Source organism: Viridibacillus sp. FSL E2-0187, assembly GCF_038006425.1.
In the GTDB taxonomy this organism is placed as follows: Bacteria; Bacillota; Bacilli; order Bacillales_A; family Planococcaceae; genus Viridibacillus; species Viridibacillus arvi.
The window spans coordinates 2,834,868-2,854,199 of record NZ_JBBOVG010000001.1; the positions used below are offsets into that span (position 1 = coordinate 2,834,868).

General features: G+C 36.9%; 22 protein-coding genes. All 22 read right to left on the reverse strand.

Annotated elements, in window-relative coordinates; all coding sequences use genetic code 11:
• Nucleotides 1-154 precede the first annotated feature (154 nt).
• Complete coding sequence (locus MHH85_RS13850; RefSeq protein ID WP_038190636.1) at nt 155-922, reverse strand: menaquinol-cytochrome c reductase cytochrome b/c subunit; 768 nt, start codon at nt 920-922, stop codon at nt 155-157.
• 41 nt (nt 923-963) lie between these two features.
• On the reverse strand, nt 964-1,638 hold the full coding sequence (qcrB, locus tag MHH85_RS13855; RefSeq protein WP_038190639.1) for a menaquinol-cytochrome c reductase cytochrome b subunit: 675 nt from the start codon (nt 1,636-1,638) through the stop codon (nt 964-966).
• A gap of 21 nt (nt 1,639-1,659) precedes the next feature.
• Entirely contained in the window at nt 1,660-2,163 is a 504-nt protein-coding gene (locus MHH85_RS13860) for a QcrA and Rieske domain-containing protein (RefSeq protein ID WP_193738928.1), read from the reverse strand.
• 155 nt (nt 2,164-2,318) lie between these two features.
• The gene (locus tag MHH85_RS13865; protein WP_193738927.1) at nt 2,319-2,768 is read right to left on the reverse strand and encodes a YpiF family protein; all 450 of its coding nucleotides are present in this window, start codon (nt 2,766-2,768) and stop codon (nt 2,319-2,321) included.
• 48 nt (nt 2,769-2,816) lie between these two features.
• Complete coding sequence (locus MHH85_RS13870) at nt 2,817-3,368, reverse strand: ReoY family proteolytic degradation factor (RefSeq protein ID WP_193738926.1); 552 nt, start codon at nt 3,366-3,368, stop codon at nt 2,817-2,819.
• A 14-nt stretch (nt 3,369-3,382) separates the two neighbouring features.
• A complete protein-coding gene (locus MHH85_RS13875; RefSeq protein ID WP_193738925.1) occupies nt 3,383-4,618 on the reverse strand; it encodes a tetratricopeptide repeat protein in 1,236 nt (411 codons plus the stop codon).
• A 125-nt stretch (nt 4,619-4,743) separates the two neighbouring features.
• Nucleotides 4,744-6,036 carry a 3-phosphoshikimate 1-carboxyvinyltransferase gene (aroA, locus tag MHH85_RS13880; RefSeq protein WP_403981107.1) on the reverse strand — a complete coding sequence of 431 codons (1,293 nt, stop codon included), beginning with the start codon at nt 6,034-6,036 and terminating at the stop codon, nt 4,744-4,746.
• A gap of 16 nt (nt 6,037-6,052) precedes the next feature.
• Nucleotides 6,053-7,153, reverse strand: coding sequence for a prephenate dehydrogenase (locus MHH85_RS13885; protein WP_340707515.1), 1,101 nt, complete (start codon nt 7,151-7,153; stop codon nt 6,053-6,055).
• Entirely contained in the window at nt 7,150-8,250 is a 1,101-nt protein-coding gene (hisC, locus tag MHH85_RS13890) for a histidinol-phosphate transaminase (protein WP_193738923.1), read from the reverse strand. Before hisC ends, MHH85_RS13885 begins: the two co-directional genes overlap by 4 nt.
• A 29-nt stretch (nt 8,251-8,279) precedes the next feature.
• Complete coding sequence (gene aroH / locus MHH85_RS13895; protein ID WP_340707516.1) at nt 8,280-8,642, reverse strand: chorismate mutase; 363 nt, start codon at nt 8,640-8,642, stop codon at nt 8,280-8,282.
• Complete coding sequence (gene aroB, locus MHH85_RS13900) at nt 8,639-9,730, reverse strand: 3-dehydroquinate synthase (protein WP_340707517.1); 1,092 nt, start codon at nt 9,728-9,730, stop codon at nt 8,639-8,641. The genes aroH and aroB overlap by 4 nt, the downstream gene beginning before the upstream one ends.
• Nucleotides 9,731-9,732: 2 nt before the next feature.
• Nucleotides 9,733-10,914, reverse strand: a complete 1,182-nt coding sequence (gene aroC / locus MHH85_RS13905) for a chorismate synthase (RefSeq protein WP_340707518.1) — start codon at nt 10,912-10,914, stop codon at nt 9,733-9,735.
• A 188-nt stretch (nt 10,915-11,102) separates the two neighbouring features.
• Entirely contained in the window at nt 11,103-11,873 is a 771-nt protein-coding gene (locus MHH85_RS13910; RefSeq protein WP_193738920.1) for a CheR family methyltransferase, read from the reverse strand.
• A 184-nt stretch (nt 11,874-12,057) separates the two neighbouring features.
• Entirely contained in the window at nt 12,058-12,477 is a 420-nt protein-coding gene (gene ndk, locus MHH85_RS13915) for a nucleoside-diphosphate kinase (RefSeq protein ID WP_340707519.1), read from the reverse strand.
• 91 nt (nt 12,478-12,568) lie between these two features.
• Entirely contained in the window at nt 12,569-13,543 is a 975-nt protein-coding gene (gene hepT / locus MHH85_RS13920; protein ID WP_340707520.1) for a heptaprenyl diphosphate synthase component II, read from the reverse strand.
• Between the two features lie 20 nt (nt 13,544-13,563).
• The gene (locus tag MHH85_RS13925; RefSeq protein ID WP_340707521.1) at nt 13,564-14,268 is read right to left on the reverse strand and encodes a demethylmenaquinone methyltransferase; all 705 of its coding nucleotides are present in this window, start codon (nt 14,266-14,268) and stop codon (nt 13,564-13,566) included.
• Nucleotides 14,269-14,273: 5 nt separating this feature from the next.
• On the reverse strand, nt 14,274-15,062 hold the full coding sequence (locus MHH85_RS13930) for a heptaprenyl diphosphate synthase component 1 (RefSeq protein WP_340707522.1): 789 nt from the start codon (nt 15,060-15,062) through the stop codon (nt 14,274-14,276).
• 99 nt (nt 15,063-15,161) lie between these two features.
• Entirely contained in the window at nt 15,162-15,383 is a 222-nt protein-coding gene (mtrB, locus tag MHH85_RS13935; protein WP_053417253.1) for a trp RNA-binding attenuation protein MtrB, read from the reverse strand.
• Between the two features lie 61 nt (nt 15,384-15,444).
• Nucleotides 15,445-16,014: a GTP cyclohydrolase I FolE gene (gene folE / locus MHH85_RS13940; RefSeq protein WP_193738916.1), complete on the reverse strand. Its 570-nt coding sequence runs from the start codon at nt 16,012-16,014 to the stop codon at nt 15,445-15,447.
• 554 nt (nt 16,015-16,568) lie between these two features.
• Nucleotides 16,569-16,841, reverse strand: a complete 273-nt coding sequence (locus MHH85_RS13945) for an HU family DNA-binding protein (protein WP_038190738.1) — start codon at nt 16,839-16,841, stop codon at nt 16,569-16,571.
• Nucleotides 16,842-17,032: 191 nt separating this feature from the next.
• Entirely contained in the window at nt 17,033-18,535 is a 1,503-nt protein-coding gene (gene spoIVA / locus MHH85_RS13950; RefSeq protein ID WP_340707523.1) for a stage IV sporulation protein A, read from the reverse strand.
• A gap of 57 nt (nt 18,536-18,592) precedes the next feature.
• Nucleotides 18,593-19,309, reverse strand: coding sequence for a hypothetical protein (locus tag MHH85_RS13955; protein WP_340707524.1), 717 nt, complete (start codon nt 19,307-19,309; stop codon nt 18,593-18,595).
• Nucleotides 19,310-19,332: the final 23 nt, after the last annotated feature.

Consider the following 19,332-nt stretch of genomic DNA (forward strand, 5'->3'; position numbering starts at 1 on the left):
TTACAAGTAAATTCGAATCATTCACTTGTATATAAATAGTATAAGTGATATTTGCAGTTATGCATATGGGTATCATTTTAAATATACTTTATGACAATACAACTGAAACTAAAAAAAAAGAGCCAGTTACCTGACTCTTTAAATTGATTAAGTATTATTCAGCTTTTAAGCTTTCAATAAACTCAGCAAGCTTTTGAAGATCTTCATCAGAACCCTTATATTGGCCCGGAGGCATGCCACCGATACCGTCATGAGCGATTTTAACTACTTCATCAGCAGTTAAGCCTGTGTTCATTAATGATGGACCTGCACCACCCTCAAGGTTTTCACCATGACAGTTAATACAAGATTGTCCAGCATAAACTTTATAGCCATCAGACTCTTTATCGAATTCGACTGTTTCAACAATCGCACCTTGTTTTGCAGCTGCTTTCCAATCATGGTTAACTACTGATTCCCAAGTTAAGAAAATCATAGAAGCAATTGCTAATAACATAAACGCTACTGGAAGTGGGCGTTTCATTGGGCGACGTTCTGGTCCTCTATCCAAAAATGGTGCTAATAATAGCGCTCCGAAAGCGATACCCGGTATTACCATAGCTCCGATAATGTTATATGGACCTGAAGCGTATTCATATTTAAGTAATTGGTATAAGAATAAGAAATACCAGTCCGGTAAAGGTATATAACCTGTGTTTGTTGGATCAGCCTGTGCCTCAAGTGGAGACGGGTGAGCAACAGTTAAGATTAAATAACCAATTAGGAATACAGCACCAACCATCCATTCTTTTAGTAAAAAGTCTGGCCAGAAAGGTTCTGTTTTTCCCGGATATTCGGAATAGTCTGGTGGAGTTTTAGTTCTGTTTGCCTTATAAGGCACACGAGAATCCCCTACGAATTTCATTCCTTTTCCGCGATGCATTGTGTCCCCTCCTTTAGTAATTCTTCAAGTTCATTAAAATACTATAATGGACCTGAAATACCTTGTCTGCGAATCATTACAAAGTGTGCTGCAAGCAACCCAAGCAAAGCAGCTGGTAAGAAGAATACATGAATCGCAAAGAATCTTGTTAATGTTTGTGCTCCGAGGATAGTTGCATCTCCGGCAAGTAAAACTTTGATTGCTTGACCAATAAATGGTACAGATGCAGCAATTTCAATTCCTACTTTTGTTGCAAATAACGCTTTCATATCCCAAGGAAGTAAATAACCTGTAAAGCCAAGACCTAACATTACTGCGAAAATTAGAACCCCAACAATCCAGTTAAGTTCACGAGGTTTTTTGTATGAACCTGTGAAGAATACACGTAATGTATGTAAGAACATCATGACAATTACGAGTGAAGCTCCCCAGTGATGCATTCCACGCACAATCTCACCGAATGCTACTTCATTTTGAAGGTAGTAAACAGATTTCCATGCATTTTCAATATCCGGAACATAGTACATTGTTAAAAACATACCTGAAAGGATTTGAATAACTGTAACGAAGAACGTTAAGCCCCCAAAACAATATACGAATGCAGAAAAATGATGTGCAGGGTTAACGTGCTCTGGCACTTCGTGGTCAGCTATATCGCGCCAAATTGGTGTGATATCTAAGCGTTCATCGACCCAATCATAGATTTTATTTAGCACTGATGTCGTACCCCCTTACATTTAAACTAAAGTATTTGGTCTTGTTTTCCCGATCATTAATAGACCGTCTTTTTCTTTCACTTCGAACTCATCTAACGGCCCAAGTGGTGGTGTACCTTTGATGTTCTCACCATTTTTCTCATATCGGCCAGCGTGACAAGGGCAGAAGAATTGGTTTTTGTGTGCTGGGTCACCTTCCCAGTTTACAGTACATCCTAAATGCTTACATACAGGTGAAAGAGCGATAACTTTGTCGCCTTCTTTGTAAACCCACGCTGTACTTGTAACATCAGATTTGTACCAAGCGTCAACTTGTTCAAAAGTAAAGTCAACTTTAACAGGAGTTTCTGTTAATTCAGAGATTTTTTGCTTAGTTAATACGAAATCTCCGCCTTCTTTTTTCTGTAATACCGGGTCAACTGCAAAGCGAACCATTGGCATTAACATACCAGCAGCCATGAAGCCACCAACACCTGTTAGTGTGTAGTTTAGAAATTGACGTCTTGTTACACGATTGTTACTCATACTTTTCCCCCCTCTAACTTTAAAGGTAAGTCCAACGGACAAACTTATACAAAATAGTAATACTAGGACATATCTATGATATATCAATCAAAATGGAAGGTCAATAACGCATTCGACACTTTTGTCATGATTTGTGAACATTTCATGAAAGAAACTTACAGCTCAGACCATTTAGCTGATAGCATTGGTACTACTTGTCGAATCTGATCACTTAGTACTGACTGTTTTACAGATTGATCCATATCACCAAGTGGAATAGATGGTAGCCACAACACAGATAGCTCAGGCACTTCGCTTGTCCAACTATGGTCTGAAGTCATATAAAAGATATATTTAAAACCAGCCAATTTTAATTCTTGGTCTATTGACTGAATATAATCCTTTTTCACCATGCTATTCGTATAGGTAAATGGTGGCATTACCATAACTCGTCCTTTAAATTGTTGTTCAACAAAAGCTGTTAACGACATTAAAAATTCCGCTGCTGATGCGCTTTGCTTCATTCCTGTTGGCGAGCCATCAATAACCGTTAGTGGCACGATTGCTGTGTCTATAAATTCCTTTTGTGCTGCGAATACTTCTACATCTTTGCCAATCCAAAACATTTTTATTTCCCCCCGAGAAAAAACTCCATCTAAAGGATGAAGTTTTTTCTATTCATTCACATTTTTTAAGACATTAAGTAATGCCGATAATTCAAAAAACTTCTCTTTATCATTATTATCTAAGGCTTCATCGATTTGCTTTAGAATTGTTTCTTCCCTAAAAGACTTCATGCTATCATTCAATATTTCCTCTGCTAACATGCGGTCCTTTTCACTAATGTGCAAATACTTTGGCATATGAGGGTTCTCTTCAAGAACCGCTAAGTATTCGCTACTTGGTGGTAGTTTAGGGAAATTAAGTTGAATATACATTTCTTCTTCTGGGTGCATCCTCAAATCGTGGAATGATTTCTCTGCATCTGCTGTCATGATATTTCCTTTATAAAATCGAAATGGAATACCAGATGATTCAGTCGTTGACATGACCATTGCTCGTGGACAATAATGTGCTTCCTCAACAAAATGTACATGCTCTAGTAATTCATCGTGTCCAAGTAAATAATTTAAAATCCAAACACATTCACGTCGCTTTAACTGATAACGCTTTAAAAACCAATGAACGAAAACCTTTTTATCCATCACAGAAACGGAAGCGGTCATACCGATTCCCCCTCTCACTCGAAAGTTTGTAAGAGATCCAACCAAGTCGGCTCATCAGGCTGTAGTGCTATTAATCGTTTTACGACTTCATGAGCTTCCTCACGTTTGCCATCTTCGATTAAGAAATACGCGTACTTTTCTAAAAATGCTGGATCTTCCATATGGTCATTATATGCCAAAGTATAAAATTCGTATGCACGATTATAATCTTCTAGGCGGTCATAAGATTGTGCCGCAAAAGCAGATAATGTAGACCAATCAAAATCATCATTACGTAATGTTTCGATTAATTCAACAACCTCTTCATCACGTTCATCTTGCGCTAACAGTGAAACGAGCGTTAAAATAGCCTCCATATATTCTTCATCAAGAGCAACCGCTTCGCGTAAATATTGTTCAGCCTCTTTTGGTAGACTATTTTTTAATGCCATCTTTCCAGCAAATAAATATAATTCTTTGTCATATTCATCACGTTTAATGCCTTCTTGGATTATTTCCAATGCTTTTTTATTTTCTTCTTGCATTGCGTAACTTTCTGCTAATAATAAATAAGCTGCAAAATAATCTGGATCTACTTCTTTTAATTCTTCTAAATGTTTTATTGCAGTTTCATACATTTGTGTTTGGAATGCCGAATACGCTGCTCCAAATAGAAGATCAGGTGCAACATGATAATCAAGAGCTTTCAAATAATATGTTAACGCTTCTTCAAACGCAGCACCCGTTCGATGTACTTCTGCAAGACGTTCGACTAATCGGATACCTGCAATCTCTTCTTGTTCTTCGTATAGCTCACCATAAAGACGTGCTGCTTCCGCTAAACGACCTAGCTCTAAAAGGAGCTCTGCCTTCGCAAAACGCAATAAAGGTTCAGTAGGCAATAATTCTAATGCTTCGTTAATACGTTGCTCAGCGACCTCATATAGCCCCTGCATTTGATAATAATCCGCCAATGCTAATAAAACTTGAGGATATTCTGGTTCGTCAGGACGCACAGACATAAACATTTCTAATGCCTCATCCTCATTTCCAATATCCATTAGCAATACTGCTCGGTCAATTTTTAATTGTGTTTCTTCAGGGAACAAAAATTGTAAATGTTCAAATAATTGATCAGCTTCCGCTAAAAAGCCATAATTCACTAACAGTTCCGCAATTTCATACTGTACATTTGGATCAGCCTGTATTTTAAGCTGTTCCATTAAATCTTGTATACCTTCTAAATTTCCTTGCTCAATTACTTCTATCATTTTGTTTTGTATATCCAAATGCTTCACCTATTCTCATTAATTTCAATCATTATGCTACATGACAAATTCTTTATGTACAAGGAAAAACCCTCCTATTTTACGGAGAGTTTTCGCCTTTAGTCTATTCAATTACTTACAGCTTGTACATCTTCAAAGAATGTTGGGTAAGAGACTGCAATACAATCTGCATCATCTAACTCAATTGCGCCTTTAGTAATAAGTGCAGCAATTGCTCCCATCATGCCAATACGGTGATCTCCATATGTTCTAATAGTACTACCAGTTAATGGAGTTGGCCCATTAATAATCATGCCATCGTCTGTCGCTACTATATCTGCGCCAAGCTTTTTCAATTCATCCACAACCGCTGTAATACGGTCTGTTTCTTTTACCTTCAGCTCTTCCGCATCTTTAATAACGGTTTGTCCATTTGCCTGTGTTGCTAATAATGCAAGAATTGGGATTTCATCGATAAGTCGAGGAATAACGTCGCCACCAATTGTCGTTCCTTGTAATTCCGATGTCGAAACAGTAATTGTTCCAGTTGGTTCAGCAGCTGATTCATCATCAATTTCAATCGACATTTTTGCATTCATTTCCTGCAAGACATCAATAATACCTGTTCGTGTAGGATTCAACCCAACATTTTCTAACGTTATTTCACTATTTTTAGCAACTGCTCCCGCAACAAGGAAAAAAGCTGCAGAAGAAATATCTCCGGGAACCGCTACATGAGTAGCTGTCAGTTGTTGACCACCTTGTAGTGATACAATGCCATCTTCAATAGTAATTTCTGCCCCAAATTGACGAAGCATCCGTTCTGTATGGTCACGTGAAACTTCCTTCTCGCGTATAACAGTCGTTCCTTCTGCATTAATACCTGCTAATAAAATTGCCGACTTCACTTGTGCACTTGCAACTGGCATTGTATAGTCAATAGCCTTTAATTTCGTACCTTGAATGGCAAGAGGGGTAAATTGCCCATCCATTCGCCCTGTTATTTTAGCTCCCATTTCTCGTAATGGGTTTATAACGCGTTTCATAGGACGCTTAGCAATGGACTCATCGCCGTTTAAAACTGTATGGACATTAGAACCCGCTAGCAAACCAAGCATTAAGCGTGTTGTTGTACCAGAATTACCGGTATATAAAACCTCAGTTGGTTCCTGCCAAATTGCCATGCCATTACTCTCTATAACGACATTTGTACCATCCAGTTCAATCTGTACACCTAATTTGCGGAAACAAGCAATTGTATTTAAACAATCATCACCAAGTAAAAAACCACTTACTGTCGTGCGTCCTTTTGCAATTCCGCCGAACATAATAGAACGATGAGATACTGACTTATCACCGGGAACCGTTATTTTCCCACGTAATGTTGGCTTATTGTAATCTAAAGATTTACTCTTCACCATTCTATTCACCTACCCTTTATGAAATATAAATTTCGTATGGACTGCGCTTTTGTATACAAGTGGCAGCACGTTCACGATCATCTGCATTTTGGAAACTAACAACTAAAATACCGAAGACATCTTCTCGCGTTTCCACGATACGAATATTCGTAATACTTATTTGTTCTTCAGCTAGATAAGCTGTAATTTCAGCAATACTACCTGGATAATCAGGTACATCTACATATAAATCATATGTCATGTACATTGCACCTTGTGAACTTATCGGTAACTCATCACGCACCGATTTAGCTTTTGCAAAATAATCCTCAATCTGAGTTGCTTCTCCTGTAATCAGAAGGTCCTCTACACGTTTCATTTCAGCTTGCCAATCAGCCAATTGTCCTGCAATTTGCTCGCGATTTTGCATCGTTATATCGCGCCATAGTATAGGATTAGAAGACGCAATTCGTGTCAAATCTCGAAAGCCCCCTGCTGCTAACATTTTTGTTATAGGGTTATCAGCTCCCTCAGCATGTAATTGATGCACTAAAGAGGCTGCCACGATGTGTGGAAAATGACTTACTACGGATGTCATATGATCATGTTCAGAAGCTGAAACACGCATTAATTTAGCACTTGTATACTGCAGTAAATTCTGCAGAATATTAATCTTTTCTTCGTCTTCACCTTCTAAAGGTGTGAGCATATAGTACGCATTTTCAAAAAGATAGGGCTTAGCTGCTAATACACCACTTTTATGGGAACCTGCCATAGGATGGCCACCGATAAAAGTAATGCCATTTTCGCGAAGCTCATATGCTTTTTCCATAATCAAAGACTTTGTACTTCCTGTATCTGTCACAATTGTAGCAGTTGGAAGTTCCCAATATTTAAGAGACTCCATCCATTCTAACGTTGCATTTACAGGCGTTGCAAAAATAATAACATCTACTTTTTTTGCTGTTTCCTCAGGATTTTTCGTTACATCTTGGACAACTCCAAGTACTTTTGCACTTTGTAACGTATCTGAATTGGCATCAAAACCAATTACTCGAACATTCGGTGACTTTTGGAGAGCTAATGCAATCGATCCGCCTATTAGGCCCAGCCCTACAACAAGAACAGTTTGTTTCATGAAAAAACTCCTTGCTCCTGTAATACTTCTTCTAATTGTATTAAGAATGTCTCATTTTGGGCTTGTGTACCGATTGTCACACGAATATAGCCTGGTGTACCTAGTGCATTACCACTACGTATAATAAAACCACGTTTCATTAATTCTTGGAAAACAACATCGCTATCAACTTTCACTTCCATTAATATGAAATTTGTATCAGTTGTAAAGTAGTGTAGATTATTTTTTTCACAAAATTCTTCGAATTGTTTTTTACCTTTATTGTTTTCCTCACGACATTTTTCGATATAAGCATCATCTTCTAATGCAACTTGTGCGATTGCTTGGCTTAAAACTGTATTATTAAAAGGTCCACGAACTGGATCCAATTTTGCTATTAGCTCTTTATTAGCAATACCATATCCCACACGGAAAGCAGCAAGACCATATGCTTTAGAGAACGTTCTTAAAATGATGACATTTGGATTGTCTTGAATATACGGGATTGTATCTTTATGTCTATCGTTTGAAACATACTCAAAATACGCTTCATCTAACACAACCAAGACATCCGACGGAACTTGTTTCAGAAATGCTTGTAATGGGGCATCTTCTATCACTACACCTGTTGGATTATTCGGGCTACAAACCCACACAACAGCCGTATTGTCATCAATTGCATCAAGCATTGCATCTAAATCATGATTACCATCTACTAAAGGTACTTCACGAATTTCAGCACCTTCGATTTTTGCGTTATGGCTGTATTGTGAAAATGTTGGTTTTGCCATGACAGTATTAACACCTGGATATAATAATGCACGTGTAATAATACTGATTAATTCGTCAGAACCGTTACCAAAAATTAATTCATTTTCTTCTACGCCTAGTTTAGTAGCTACTGCTGCACGTAAGTTCGTTGCATAACCATCAGGATACAACGCGAAGTTAAATGATTCATTTGCTAAAAATTCATGTACTTTGGGTGAGCTACCAAATGGGTTTTCATTTGACGCTAATTTAACAATTTCATCTAAGCCAAATTCTTTTTTCACTGCATCAATTGATTTTCCAGGTTGATATGCTTTCATACCTGTAATTTGTTCTTTCCATTTCATCGAACGTTCGCCTCTTCCTCAGTGGTTGATTACTTTGCTAAATCGGGTCTTAATTTCACAGCGTCATTTAAATAAATGTGACGAATCGCTTGCTGACTTATTTCCGTATTCACGTGCATTAGGACTCGAATACATAATGGCAATGCATCAGGAACATTCATCTCATGCATACACATTACCGGAACATAACTCCACCCTTCCATAGTACGCACTGCTTTCGCTGGGAAAGCTGAAACAATATCAGGCGTCGTAGAAATGACAACAGATGCAACATCCTCTGCAACAATATTATTTGCTTTCACGATTTCTACTATTAATTTCTCTGTCTCTGCTAAAACGATTGCCGCCTGATCGGACTGCACCGTTATGGCCCCACGTACTCCACGAATCACGCGAGCACCTCCTTTATTAACACACGAAGAAGTCCATCAATTTCCCCGCATTCTTCTATAGATATTTGTTGAACAAACGGCTCACCAATTTTCTTTAATAAAACAAATTGTAAGATGCCGTATTCTGCTTTTTTATCTTTCATTAAATAGTCTAGTAGTTGTTCAAAAGTAAACTGATTAACTGCATCAAATGAGTAGCCATTACGTACTGCAAATTCGATGAAAGAACGAGTAACCGTTGCAGGTATTGTACCGTATCGCTCACTTAAAATGAGTGCATAGACCATCCCAATCATAACTGCTTCACCATGTGCTAATTTACCAAAACCTGAGGCAGCCTCAATAGCATGACCATATGTATGTCCAAAGTTTAAAAACTTTCGAACAGAATGTTCTTCCTCATCTTCTGCAACAATATTAGCTTTAACGCGAATACCTTGCTCAAGGTGCATAGCAAGATCAGCTTGACTGAAATCCAAAATAGAGTTTGTAGCCATTAACTCTGCTAACCACTTTTCATCTGAAATAAGTGCATGCTTAATCACTTCTGCCATCCCAGAACGTACTTCTTTTTCTGGTAAGGTTGTTAAATATGAAATATCATATAACACTCCCTGTGGCTGATAAAAGGCCCCAATCATATTCTTTCCTAGCGGATGATTAATGGCTGTTTTCCCACCAACTGCACTATCGTGCGCTAATATCGTCGTAGGAATTTGAATAAATGGAATACCACGCATAAATGTGGAGGCAACAAAACCCGTTAAGTCACCGACTGCTCCCCCACCAAATGCGAAAATAAATGTTTTTCGAGTGCATTTTTGTTCCAATAAAAATGATTGTGCTGCAAAGAAGCTTTCAAATGTTTTACAATCTTCTCCCGCTGCTAAAATATTCACTTTAAATGGGTATGGAAATTCCGCTGTAAAACGTTCGCTATGTAATCCCCATACATTTGCATCTGTAAAGACGATAATTTTATCCGCCTTAGAGAGTTGTTGATCGAATGATTTAACTGCTTCAGTTAATCTATTTGCACTTATTTGTACTTCATACGCATGGGATTTCGCTTTAACTGGAATATTCATTGTTAAAACTCCTTCGTATATTGTTTATGCGCTGCAAGCTGTTCCTTTAGCTGTGGTAATTGATCACTATGGAAATGCTCCATTACTGCATTTGCTATTTCCCAGGCAATAACATGCTCTGCTACAACAGAAGCAGCAGGGACTGCACAACTATCAGAGCGCTCAACACTTGCTTTAAATGGTTCTTTCGTTTCAATGTCAACACTTTGTAACGGTTTATATAAAGTAGGGATTGGCTTCATAACTCCACGTACCACAATTGGCATACCTGTTGTCATACCACCCTCTAATCCACCTAGACGATTGGAACTTCTAGTATAACCGTCTTCCTCAGACCAAATAATTTCATCATGCACCTCGCTACCTTTGCGATGAGCCATTTCAAAGCCTAGACCGAACTCTACCCCTTTAAATGCATTGATGCTTAACATAGCAGCTGCTAGTTTTGCATCTAACTTACGATCATAATGTACGTATGATCCGATACCAGCTGGCAAACCTTCTACGATTACTTCTACAACTCCACCAATTGAATCACCCGCTTTTTTAGCCTCATCAATTGCTTCAACCATTTTTTGAGATGCTTCTGTATCTGCACAATAGCATGCGTCTTCTTCGATTATTGCGCGTATTTCAGCGACTGATTTGCCGGCAGTAGATTCAGGATTTGCAATAACTCCACCAATTTCAGTAACATGCGAAACAATTGAAATTCCTAACTCTGCTAAAAGGGCTTTTGCTACAGCACCAACCGCTACTCGAACAGTTGTTTCGCGAGCTGAAGAACGCTCTAAAACATTTCGTAAATCACGATGGCCATATTTCATACCGCCTACTAAATCAGCATGCCCAGGGCGAGGACGAGAAATTTGACGTTTAATCTCTTCAGGATTAACATCCTCAGCTAATGGCTCTGCACCCATGATTTTCGTCCAGTGTTTCCAGTCATCATTTGTAACAACCAATGCTACTGGAGAGCCTAATGTACTACCATGACGAACGCCTGATAAGATTTCAACTGTATCCGTTTCAATTTGCATACGGCGACCTCTACCGTGCCCACCTTGACGTCTTTTTAATTCTTTATTTATTAACTCTGCCGTAATTGGCAATAGAGATGGTAACCCTTCAATGATTGTTGTTAATTGTGGTCCGTGTGACTCTCCTGCTGTTAAATATCGCATAACACTTTCTCCCTTCAACTCGCTAAAGTATATGTTTTTCACTATAACATATTTTAATCAAAAAAACAGTGAATAAACTGAACTTTTGCAAACTCCTATTAATTTAGTTTTTCTATTTATTTTAGAAAAAATCGCCTTTCGCGTTCATTGCGAAAAGCGTCCTTTCATTAACCTATATATATAAACAATTACAGCTTTCTATAAAAGAACGTATCCTCAATATCTAATTGATATCTAGAAGGATTAAAAATTTGTTCTGTTGAACCTACAAATAATACGCCACCTGAACGAAGTGACTTACTAAAGTTATCGTAAATTTGATCCTTTGCTTCTTCAGTGAAATATATCATCACATTACGGCAAACGATTAAATCATAATTTTGATCATATGTATCCTTTAATAGGTTATGTTTTTTAAATGTGACTGTCTTTTTTATTTCGTTTTTCACCTTAAAAAAAGAACCTTCATTTTCAAAATATCGCTCTTTTATATCTTTTGGTACTTCTGCTAAAGAGCGTTCAGGATAAACACCTGCTTTTGCTTTTGCAATGGCATTTTCGTCTAAATCTGTTGCAGTAATTGAGATTTGGGATAATGGCACATGATTTGATAACGTCATCGCTAAAGAATATGGTTCTTCACCTGTAGAACAAGCGGCACTCCAAATTTTCAATTTCTTATTTTGCTGTAATAAACGAGGGAATATTTTGTTTTGAAGAACTTCCCACCTTTTACCGTTACGATAAAATTCGGAAACATTAATTGTCATTCGATCCAAAAATTCGTCTAGCAGTGCACGATCTTTATCTAATGCATTAAAAAAATCGATGAAGTTTTTATACCCTTTTTTTTCATACAAAGATGTTAAACGTCTTTTCATTTGAGCCTCTTTGTATAAAGATAGGTCAATACTTGTTTTTCTTTTTATTTTTTCTACAAATTGTTCGTAATCCGTCATTAGCGTATCTTCCCTCTCTTTCAACTTAATTCTATTATATCGGATATATGCCATTACTTAAATAGTATAAATGCAGACTTGTTTGACAATTTAAACAAATCTATTTGAATATTTATATTAATAAAATGCCAGAGAAAACAAAAAAAGCCGCACGCAAAATTGCGAACAGCTTTGAAAATATGAATTATACTAATTCGTTTTCGTTGAAGAATAAACCGATTTCACGTTCAGCTGCAGCTAAAGAATCTGAACCGTGAATTACGTTGTGAGAAAGAGTTGTAGAGTAATCCCCACGGATTGTTCCTGGTGCTGATTCAGAAGGGTTTGTAGCGCCCATCATTAAACGTGCTACAGAGATTACGTTTTCGCCTTCCCATACCATTGCGAATACAGGACCAGAAGTGATGAATTCTACTAATTCACCGAAGAATGGACGTTCAGCATGTTCTGCGTAGTGTTTTTTTGCAAGCTCTTCAGTAACTTGCATTAATTTAGCGCCTTTAAGTTCGAAACCTTTACGTTCGAAACGATCTACGATATCACCTACTAATTGACGTTTAACGCCATCAGGTTTAACCATTAGAAATGTTGTTTGAATAGCCATTGTTAAAATACAACTCCTTAAGAAATGTTTACAGGTTTTATACCCACCGTAAAATATTATCATTGTACGACAGATAGTTCAACATATAGTATTAAAATTTGCGTTTACCCATATATAAAGCGATATCACGCAAAGATTTTTTGATTGAATTTTGCGGAAGAGCTTCAACTTCACGTAATGCTTTTTGCAAATATGTGTCGCTTATCTTCTTCGCCTTCTTAATTGCTTCTGATGCACGAATCTTCCCAAGAAACTCTTGTCTTTCATCTTCGGTCATTGTTCCAGCTAACGCTTTTTCAATGAGAGGTCGAATAGCGGGATCATCTTTCACTAACAAAACAGGCAAAGTAATATTACCTTGTAGTAAATCACTTCCAGCTGGTTTACCAAGTTGTTTGTCTGTTGATGTCAAATCAAGAATATCGTCGATTATTTGGAAAGACATCCCGACAAAATAACCGAATCTCTTTAATTGGGTTGCAACGCGCTCGTCTGCACCCGCAACAACAGCACCTAAATGGCAACTAGATGCTATAAGTAATGCGGTTTTGCGTTTAATCCTTCTAAAATAGTCTCGCATATTTTGATCGAGTTGCATTTTATCTTCTATTTGGATAACCTCTCCAATACAAATCTCTACCATTGTTTCTGACAAGATTTGATGCGCTTTCGGATTATCGATATCAGTAATATATTGCAATGCTCGTGCAAAAATAAAGTCGCCCGTGTACATTGCCACTCTGTTATTCCATTGAGATTTAACTGTAGGTCTTCCTCTTCTCATTTCCGAATCATCAATAACATCATCATGAACGAGTGAAGCCATATGAATCAATTCCAATGATACTGCTACTTTTTTTATCAGATCAATATCATACTGACCAAATTTAGCCGCTAGTAAAACGAAAACGGGGCGAATTCTTTTCCCTCCAGCTTTTAACAAGTGAAGAGAAGCATCATTCAAGAAGTGAGAAGACGAATTCAACGCTGTTTCTAATTCTTTTTCGATGATTTCTATATCTGATTTCAAATCAGAATAGAGTAGTTTTAACTTCATCTTTTCCACGTGAATAAACCTTCTCCCACCTAGTTTTCTTTTTTGAAGCCCATATGCATAGCAGCAGCTCCACCACTATATGCTTTATATTTTACATTTTGGAATCCTACTTGCTCGAACATTTTCTTCAATTGCTTCATACCTGGGAATTCACCTGCAGATTCTTGTAACCATGAATACTCTTTATAACTTTTAGCAAATAGTTTACCAAAAATCGGCATAATATATTTGAAATATAATCTAAATAATTGACGATATCCAGGAATTTCTGATTGTGACGTTTCTAAACAAACTGCCATGCCACCTGGCTTTAACACACGGTTTATTTCACTCAACACTTGCATATAATCTGGTACATTGCGAAGCCCAAAACCAATTGTTACATAATCAAATGAATTATCTGGGAAAGGTAATTCCATGGCATTCCCTTGAATAAGATTTACTTGTGGATAAGATTTTGTTTTCTCAATACCAACATTTAGCATGTTTTGACTAAAATCTAGACCAGTTACTTGTCCAGTCTCACCAACAGCTTCTGCCATATTAATTGTCCAGTCTGCCGTACCACAGCATACATCTAAAGCTTTAGAGCCTGGCTTAACTTGCATACGATTCATCGTATCTTTGCGCCATTTTTTGTGTAATTGAAAGCTAATGACAGAGTTCATTTTGTCGTAGCTATCAGAGATATTCTCAAACACTTCATGTACGCGTTCTTCTTTAGATTGCGACATTGTTTTCAACCTTCTCTCGTTGTTTGATGTTCACATGCAATTAGTGGCATGCGATTTACAATGAGCGTTTTCACTTCATCTTGAAGAAATGGAGAAGTTGAAATACTTCTAGTAAATGTAGATGAAAGCTCTGATACTAATTCTTCTAAAATTCTCTCTGCTGATCTCTTCGTAGAAGTAAATTGCTCACTTTTCTCAATGGCTGCTACAATGCGACTCTTCATATGTGTTTCTTGTAAGCTTCGCAATTCATAAGCCAGTCTATTTAATAATAAGCCTTGCTGCACCAGTGGTATATATTGGTCTAAATGATAATGTTTCATAAATTGTTCAATAGACTTTGATTCGATGACAGTTAATACATGCAACCATTCAGCTATAGGTCGACTAATTGGTTCATAGATAGCCGTTTTCTTTTCACTAATATCAATGATACCATCCGATAAGGAGCGAATTAAAGTGATATTAGGTATCTTAGACAATAGTTGATAATACATACCACTATAAAAGTCTCCTGCTAAAACTGTTAATTGTTGGTCCTTTGATGTAGCGTCTACTTCATCTATTTGGTCATGAGCATGAAGTGCAGTGTAAATAATACCAATTGTTGTAGATACTTCATCTTGCTCATTTGTCCATATTTCACCATTCAAGAATGGCAACAATAGATAAAACAATGTCTCATTTTCAACGATAGGCTGACCTGTATATTTGAGGAGCGTTCTATGATGCAATTGCATTAAAATATTGTTTTGTAATTCTTGTATTTTGTTATCAATGATAGTTGCATTCATAAACTTTTCTCCATTTCAGTTCATTTCCTGTTGTCATATACTTTACGAACATTTATATAATTTTCGTGCCATATTAGTTTTTAAAATTTAAGTTTATGATTATTTTTTTGCTTCACTATTTACAACGCCATAAGCTGTATGAATTTCTGCTTTACCGCGAATTTTCATAGCTGATGTATGCTCTGTAAATTGTGCAATCATAATTTCTCCGCTATCTAACTTTTCGGAGTGATGAAACTTTGTATCTGTACCGCGAGTTAAACCGATTACGTGAACGCCATCTTCTTCTGCACGGATTACTATATAGTCACTCTGAGACATATCAACATTCTCCTTGCTACATTATTTCCTTTGTTCATCATATCACAAATAAAGGGCTATTTTAAGACATTTGAATGAATGATAGTATTTCTGATCGTTTTACGTCGTCTTCTTCAAAGATTCCCTTTGATACAGATGTGATAGTCTTTGCTCCAGGCTTTTTAATTCCTCGCATTGTCATGCACATATGCTCTGCTTCAACAACTACATAAACACCTTGTGGGTTAAGCATTTCCATCAACGTATCAGCAATTGTTGCAGTGATTCGTTCTTGTAACTGCGGACGATGCGATACTGTTTCGACAGTTCTTGCTAATTTACTTAAACCTGCTACAACGCCATCTTTTGGTATGTATGCAATATGCGCTTTACCATAAAACGGTACTAAATGATGTTCACACATTGAGAAGAATGGGATATCCTTCACAAGGACTACCTCATCATGACCTTCATGGAAAACTGTTTCAAAATATTTTTTTGGATCTTCATGCAATCCTGAGAACATTTCTTGATACATTTTTGCAACACGTTTTGGTGTATCTAATAGTCCTTCACGATTCGGATCTTCTCCAACTGCTTCAAGAATCATTTTAATCGCTTGTTCTATTTTATTTAAATCCGTAGTAGTCAACATTAATCCCCCATTATATCTGCATTACTAGTTACCTTGTGATGTTAGCACAATCAAAGCAAAATGCAAAATGCCTTGCCTAATATTAGAGCGGGTATTTTTGGTGATTTATCCATTGCCTTTTTCTCAAAACTATATTGGTTTTATATTTTTGGATTTACTCAACTCAATAGGCCATTTTATATGTATTCACTTTGTGCTATAACTCCTAACCCATCCATTCTATATGGCAGGTTTTGTAGAAAAAATCTCTGTACTTTTTAAGTACCTACTAAATTCAAAAACTTATTAATTTCCGATTCACAATTAAAAGCTATATAACTATATAACATACGAAACTAAAAAAGTGAATAATTCTAAAACAAATAGTATCTTAACTGCTAAATAAAAACATGCATTATTGTATTTGCCTACTCCTCACACTAGAAATGAACAAGATTTACAAATTTCTTGTTCATTTCTAGTGCGCTAATTCATCTAAAAAACAAGCTAGATAAGAACAAACAAAAAGAACAGCCTTCCGAAGAAAGCTGTTCTATGTACCCTAGATACTATTATTTGACAGCATCTTTAAGCGCTTTACCTGGTTTGAAAGCAGGCACTTTGCTAGCAGCGATTTCGATTTCTTCACCTGATTGTGGGTTACGACCTTTACGAGCCGCACGTTCACGTACTTCAAAGTTACCAAAACCAATTAATTGTACTTTATCACCCGTTGTAAGAGCTTCTTGAATTGTATCAAATACTGCTTCAACTGCTTTAGAAGCGTCTTTTTTAGAAAGACCTGCAGCTTCAGCAACAGAGTTAACTAATTCTGTTTTATTCACACCATCCACCTCCTCTCAAGGGGCATTGACTCAATCATGTAAAAAGATTATCACAACCGAAAACCCTATGCAACAATATTTATACTCCTTTTACCTAGTTTAAGCAAATATAATCCATGTAAAACGCAAAAAAACCTTTTTGCACGGTCACAAAAAGGCTTTTTTTTCTTGTTTTATAGGTTATTTGGTAATTATAAAATAAAAGTTACCATACCACGATCACCTTGATTTACCATTCGTTCAATCGTTTGACGCATTCTCGTTTTCGCATGAGCTGGAACAGCATTTGTTTTATAAGCTATACTTTCCTTCATGACCTCATAAAGCGGTGTACCAAATAATTGGGTATTCCAAAGTGCATCTCTATCATGATAATATCCATGTTTCAAATCTTTTAATAGCTGCTGACTATGAAACTCAGACCCTATTAACGGAGCAAACTCTGCTTCCATATCGATACGTATAATATGATAAGACGGCGCATTAGCCTTCATGCGAACACCGAAGAAATTATTTTGTTTAATGATTTCTGGTGGTGATGGCTCAAGTTCTTGAGTATTAGGTAGAGTAACTCCATATCCGTCTTTTTTAGCTTTTTCGATAGCTTCATGGAAACGTTTATGAGCCTGTCTTGCTTCCTGTGATTCTTTGATAAATAACAGCCATTCTTTTTTGGTAACCACCGGTTCATCCAAAAATTGTTCACAAATAGATTGATATATATCATTTTTTACTTGAAGAGTAATTCTTGCACTACCCATGCCTGGATTGACATCGGTCACTTCTGCCTTGGAAATATAATCTTCTTCACTTAATTTTGTTGCAATATGTTTGACATCTCGTATTTTCGTCACGGAATCACTCCATGTAGTGATGGCATCATTTAAAGAGGCGTTAATTGGATTCGTATCTCCAATGACCTCCATCCAGTCAGGGCGTTCCACTTCGATCGATGTAATTGGAAATTCATAAAGTGCTTCTTTCAAAATTTCATTTACTTCTTGCACACTCATTTGATCCGCCGATGTACTAATTACTGGTACCTGATAACGATCCGACAGCTCATTTTTCAGTGCCACAGTATCTTTATGCGCAGGCATTTTACTATTTATTACCACAACAAATGGCTTACCTATTGACTGAAGTTGCTCAATTATTTCAATTTCTGCTTTTTCAGCTGCTTGCCTTGGAATACCATTTACAGAGCCATCTGTAGTAACAACAATACCAATATTTGAATGATCACGGATGACTTTATCTGTCCCAATTCTAGCTGCTTCCTGGAAAGGAATTGGCTCATTATGCCACGGCGTGTGTACTAATTTCGGACCATTTTCATCCTCATATCCCTTCACACCGTCAATAATATAACCCACGCAATCAGCCAGCCTAATTTGCATCGTAAGGGGCCCTTCTCCTACTGCAATTTGTGTTCCTTTAGCTGGTACAAATTTAGGTTCAGACGTCATTATAACAGGGCCTGGAGAGCTTTGAGGCAGCTCGTCCTGTGCTCGTAATCGTTCTGCTTCATCTGTGATGTTTGGCAATACCATAACTTCCATTACACGCTTTGTAAACGTTGATTTCCCTACTCGTACCGGCCCTACTACCCCAATATATACATCACCGTTTGTGCGCTCCACAATTTGCTCATATAATTGTTCCGAAATGTGAATCCCTCCTATTCTACGCAATCTATTCTATGCATGAAAAAAACGTTTCATGCTAAAAGCATCAAACGTTTTAGAAGGTTATTTTTTATCGGTTAAGAAAATGACTTCATTCTTATCATTTACTGTATACGGTAATGAGTAGGCTGGTAGAATAGCGTATTTATCCGATAATAAATAACGGATGTCATCGCCTGATTTTACTTTTGGATTATCTTCATCTAAGATTCGTTGTAATTCAATAGAATAATCAATACAAATTTCTCCACTACCTTTTACAACTAAAGGCAGATTTACACTTGAATAAGGACTTGGGACTGAAGGTGATTTTTTGTAACCCATCTTCACATAATCCATTTGATAAATATCACCAATAATTTTATCAGAGATTGGTACGAAACCATTCACACCTTTTTTAATGTTCAATTCACGAATTATTTCTGCACCTCGTAAGTCTACTAGTTTAACAAGCGGTTTTTTACTCTCTGCATTCCAAATAACATATTGATAAATTCCACCTTTTTCATAGGCATTCCCAGGAATCTTGTCTAAATGACCATTTAGTAATTTTTCGAATTGAATAGGGTACTTAATATATTGGTCTACATTTTCTTCACGATTTTGGATAGGTAGCAATCCGCCTGAAGTCTTTCTAAAAGAATCTATCGCCTTTTGGACTACTATTAGTTGTGCCTCATCTGGAACTTGATTTTCAGCTCGTTCTGATTGCGGATACATACAACCAGATAAAAGAGTAGCTATTACAGCCACCAACAATAATATTCTCGTTTTTTTCATATACTTACCTCATTTTCTTAGGA

Bases quoted from the DNA above. Each gene is read 5' to 3' on its own strand.
- mtrB (WP_053417253.1), bottom strand. From the start codon at position 15,383: ATGTCTCAGAGTGACTATATAGTAATCCGTGCAGAAGAAGATGGCGTT.
- MHH85_RS13925 (WP_340707521.1), bottom strand. From the start codon at position 14,268: ATGTCGCAATCTAAAGAAGAACGCGTACATGAAGTGTTTGAGAATATC.
- aroC (WP_340707518.1), bottom strand. From the start codon at position 10,914: ATGCGATATTTAACAGCAGGAGAGTCACACGGACCACAATTAACAACA.
- MHH85_RS13930 (WP_340707522.1), bottom strand. From the start codon at position 15,062: ATGAATGCAACTATCATTGATAACAAAATACAAGAATTACAAAACAAT.
- hisC (WP_193738923.1), bottom strand. From the start codon at position 8,250: ATGAAATGGAAAGAACAAATTACAGGTATGAAAGCATATCAACCTGGA.
- MHH85_RS13885 (WP_340707515.1), bottom strand. From the start codon at position 7,153: ATGAAACAAACTGTTCTTGTTGTAGGGCTGGGCCTAATAGGCGGATCG.
- MHH85_RS13910 (WP_193738920.1), bottom strand. From the start codon at position 11,873: ATGACGGATTACGAACAATTTGTAGAAAAAATAAAAAGAAAAACAAGT.
- aroB (WP_340707517.1), bottom strand. From the start codon at position 9,730: ATGAATATTCCAGTTAAAGCGAAATCCCATGCGTATGAAGTACAAATA.
- MHH85_RS13875 (WP_193738925.1), bottom strand. From the start codon at position 4,618: ATGATAGAAGTAATTGAGCAAGGAAATTTAGAAGGTATACAAGATTTA.
- MHH85_RS13865 (WP_193738927.1), bottom strand. From the start codon at position 2,768: ATGTTTTGGATTGGCAAAGATGTAGAAGTATTCGCAGCACAAAAGGAA.
- MHH85_RS13860 (WP_193738928.1), bottom strand. From the start codon at position 2,163: ATGAGTAACAATCGTGTAACAAGACGTCAATTTCTAAACTACACACTA.
- MHH85_RS13870 (WP_193738926.1), bottom strand. From the start codon at position 3,368: ATGACCGCTTCCGTTTCTGTGATGGATAAAAAGGTTTTCGTTCATTGG.
- MHH85_RS13955 (WP_340707524.1), bottom strand. From the start codon at position 19,309: ATGAAAAAAACGAGAATATTATTGTTGGTGGCTGTAATAGCTACTCTT.
- aroA (WP_403981107.1), bottom strand. From the start codon at position 6,036: ATGGTGAAGAGTAAATCTTTAGATTACAATAAGCCAACATTACGTGGG.
- ndk (WP_340707519.1), bottom strand. From the start codon at position 12,477: ATGGCTATTCAAACAACATTTCTAATGGTTAAACCTGATGGCGTTAAA.
- MHH85_RS13850 (WP_038190636.1), bottom strand. From the start codon at position 922: ATGCATCGCGGAAAAGGAATGAAATTCGTAGGGGATTCTCGTGTGCCT.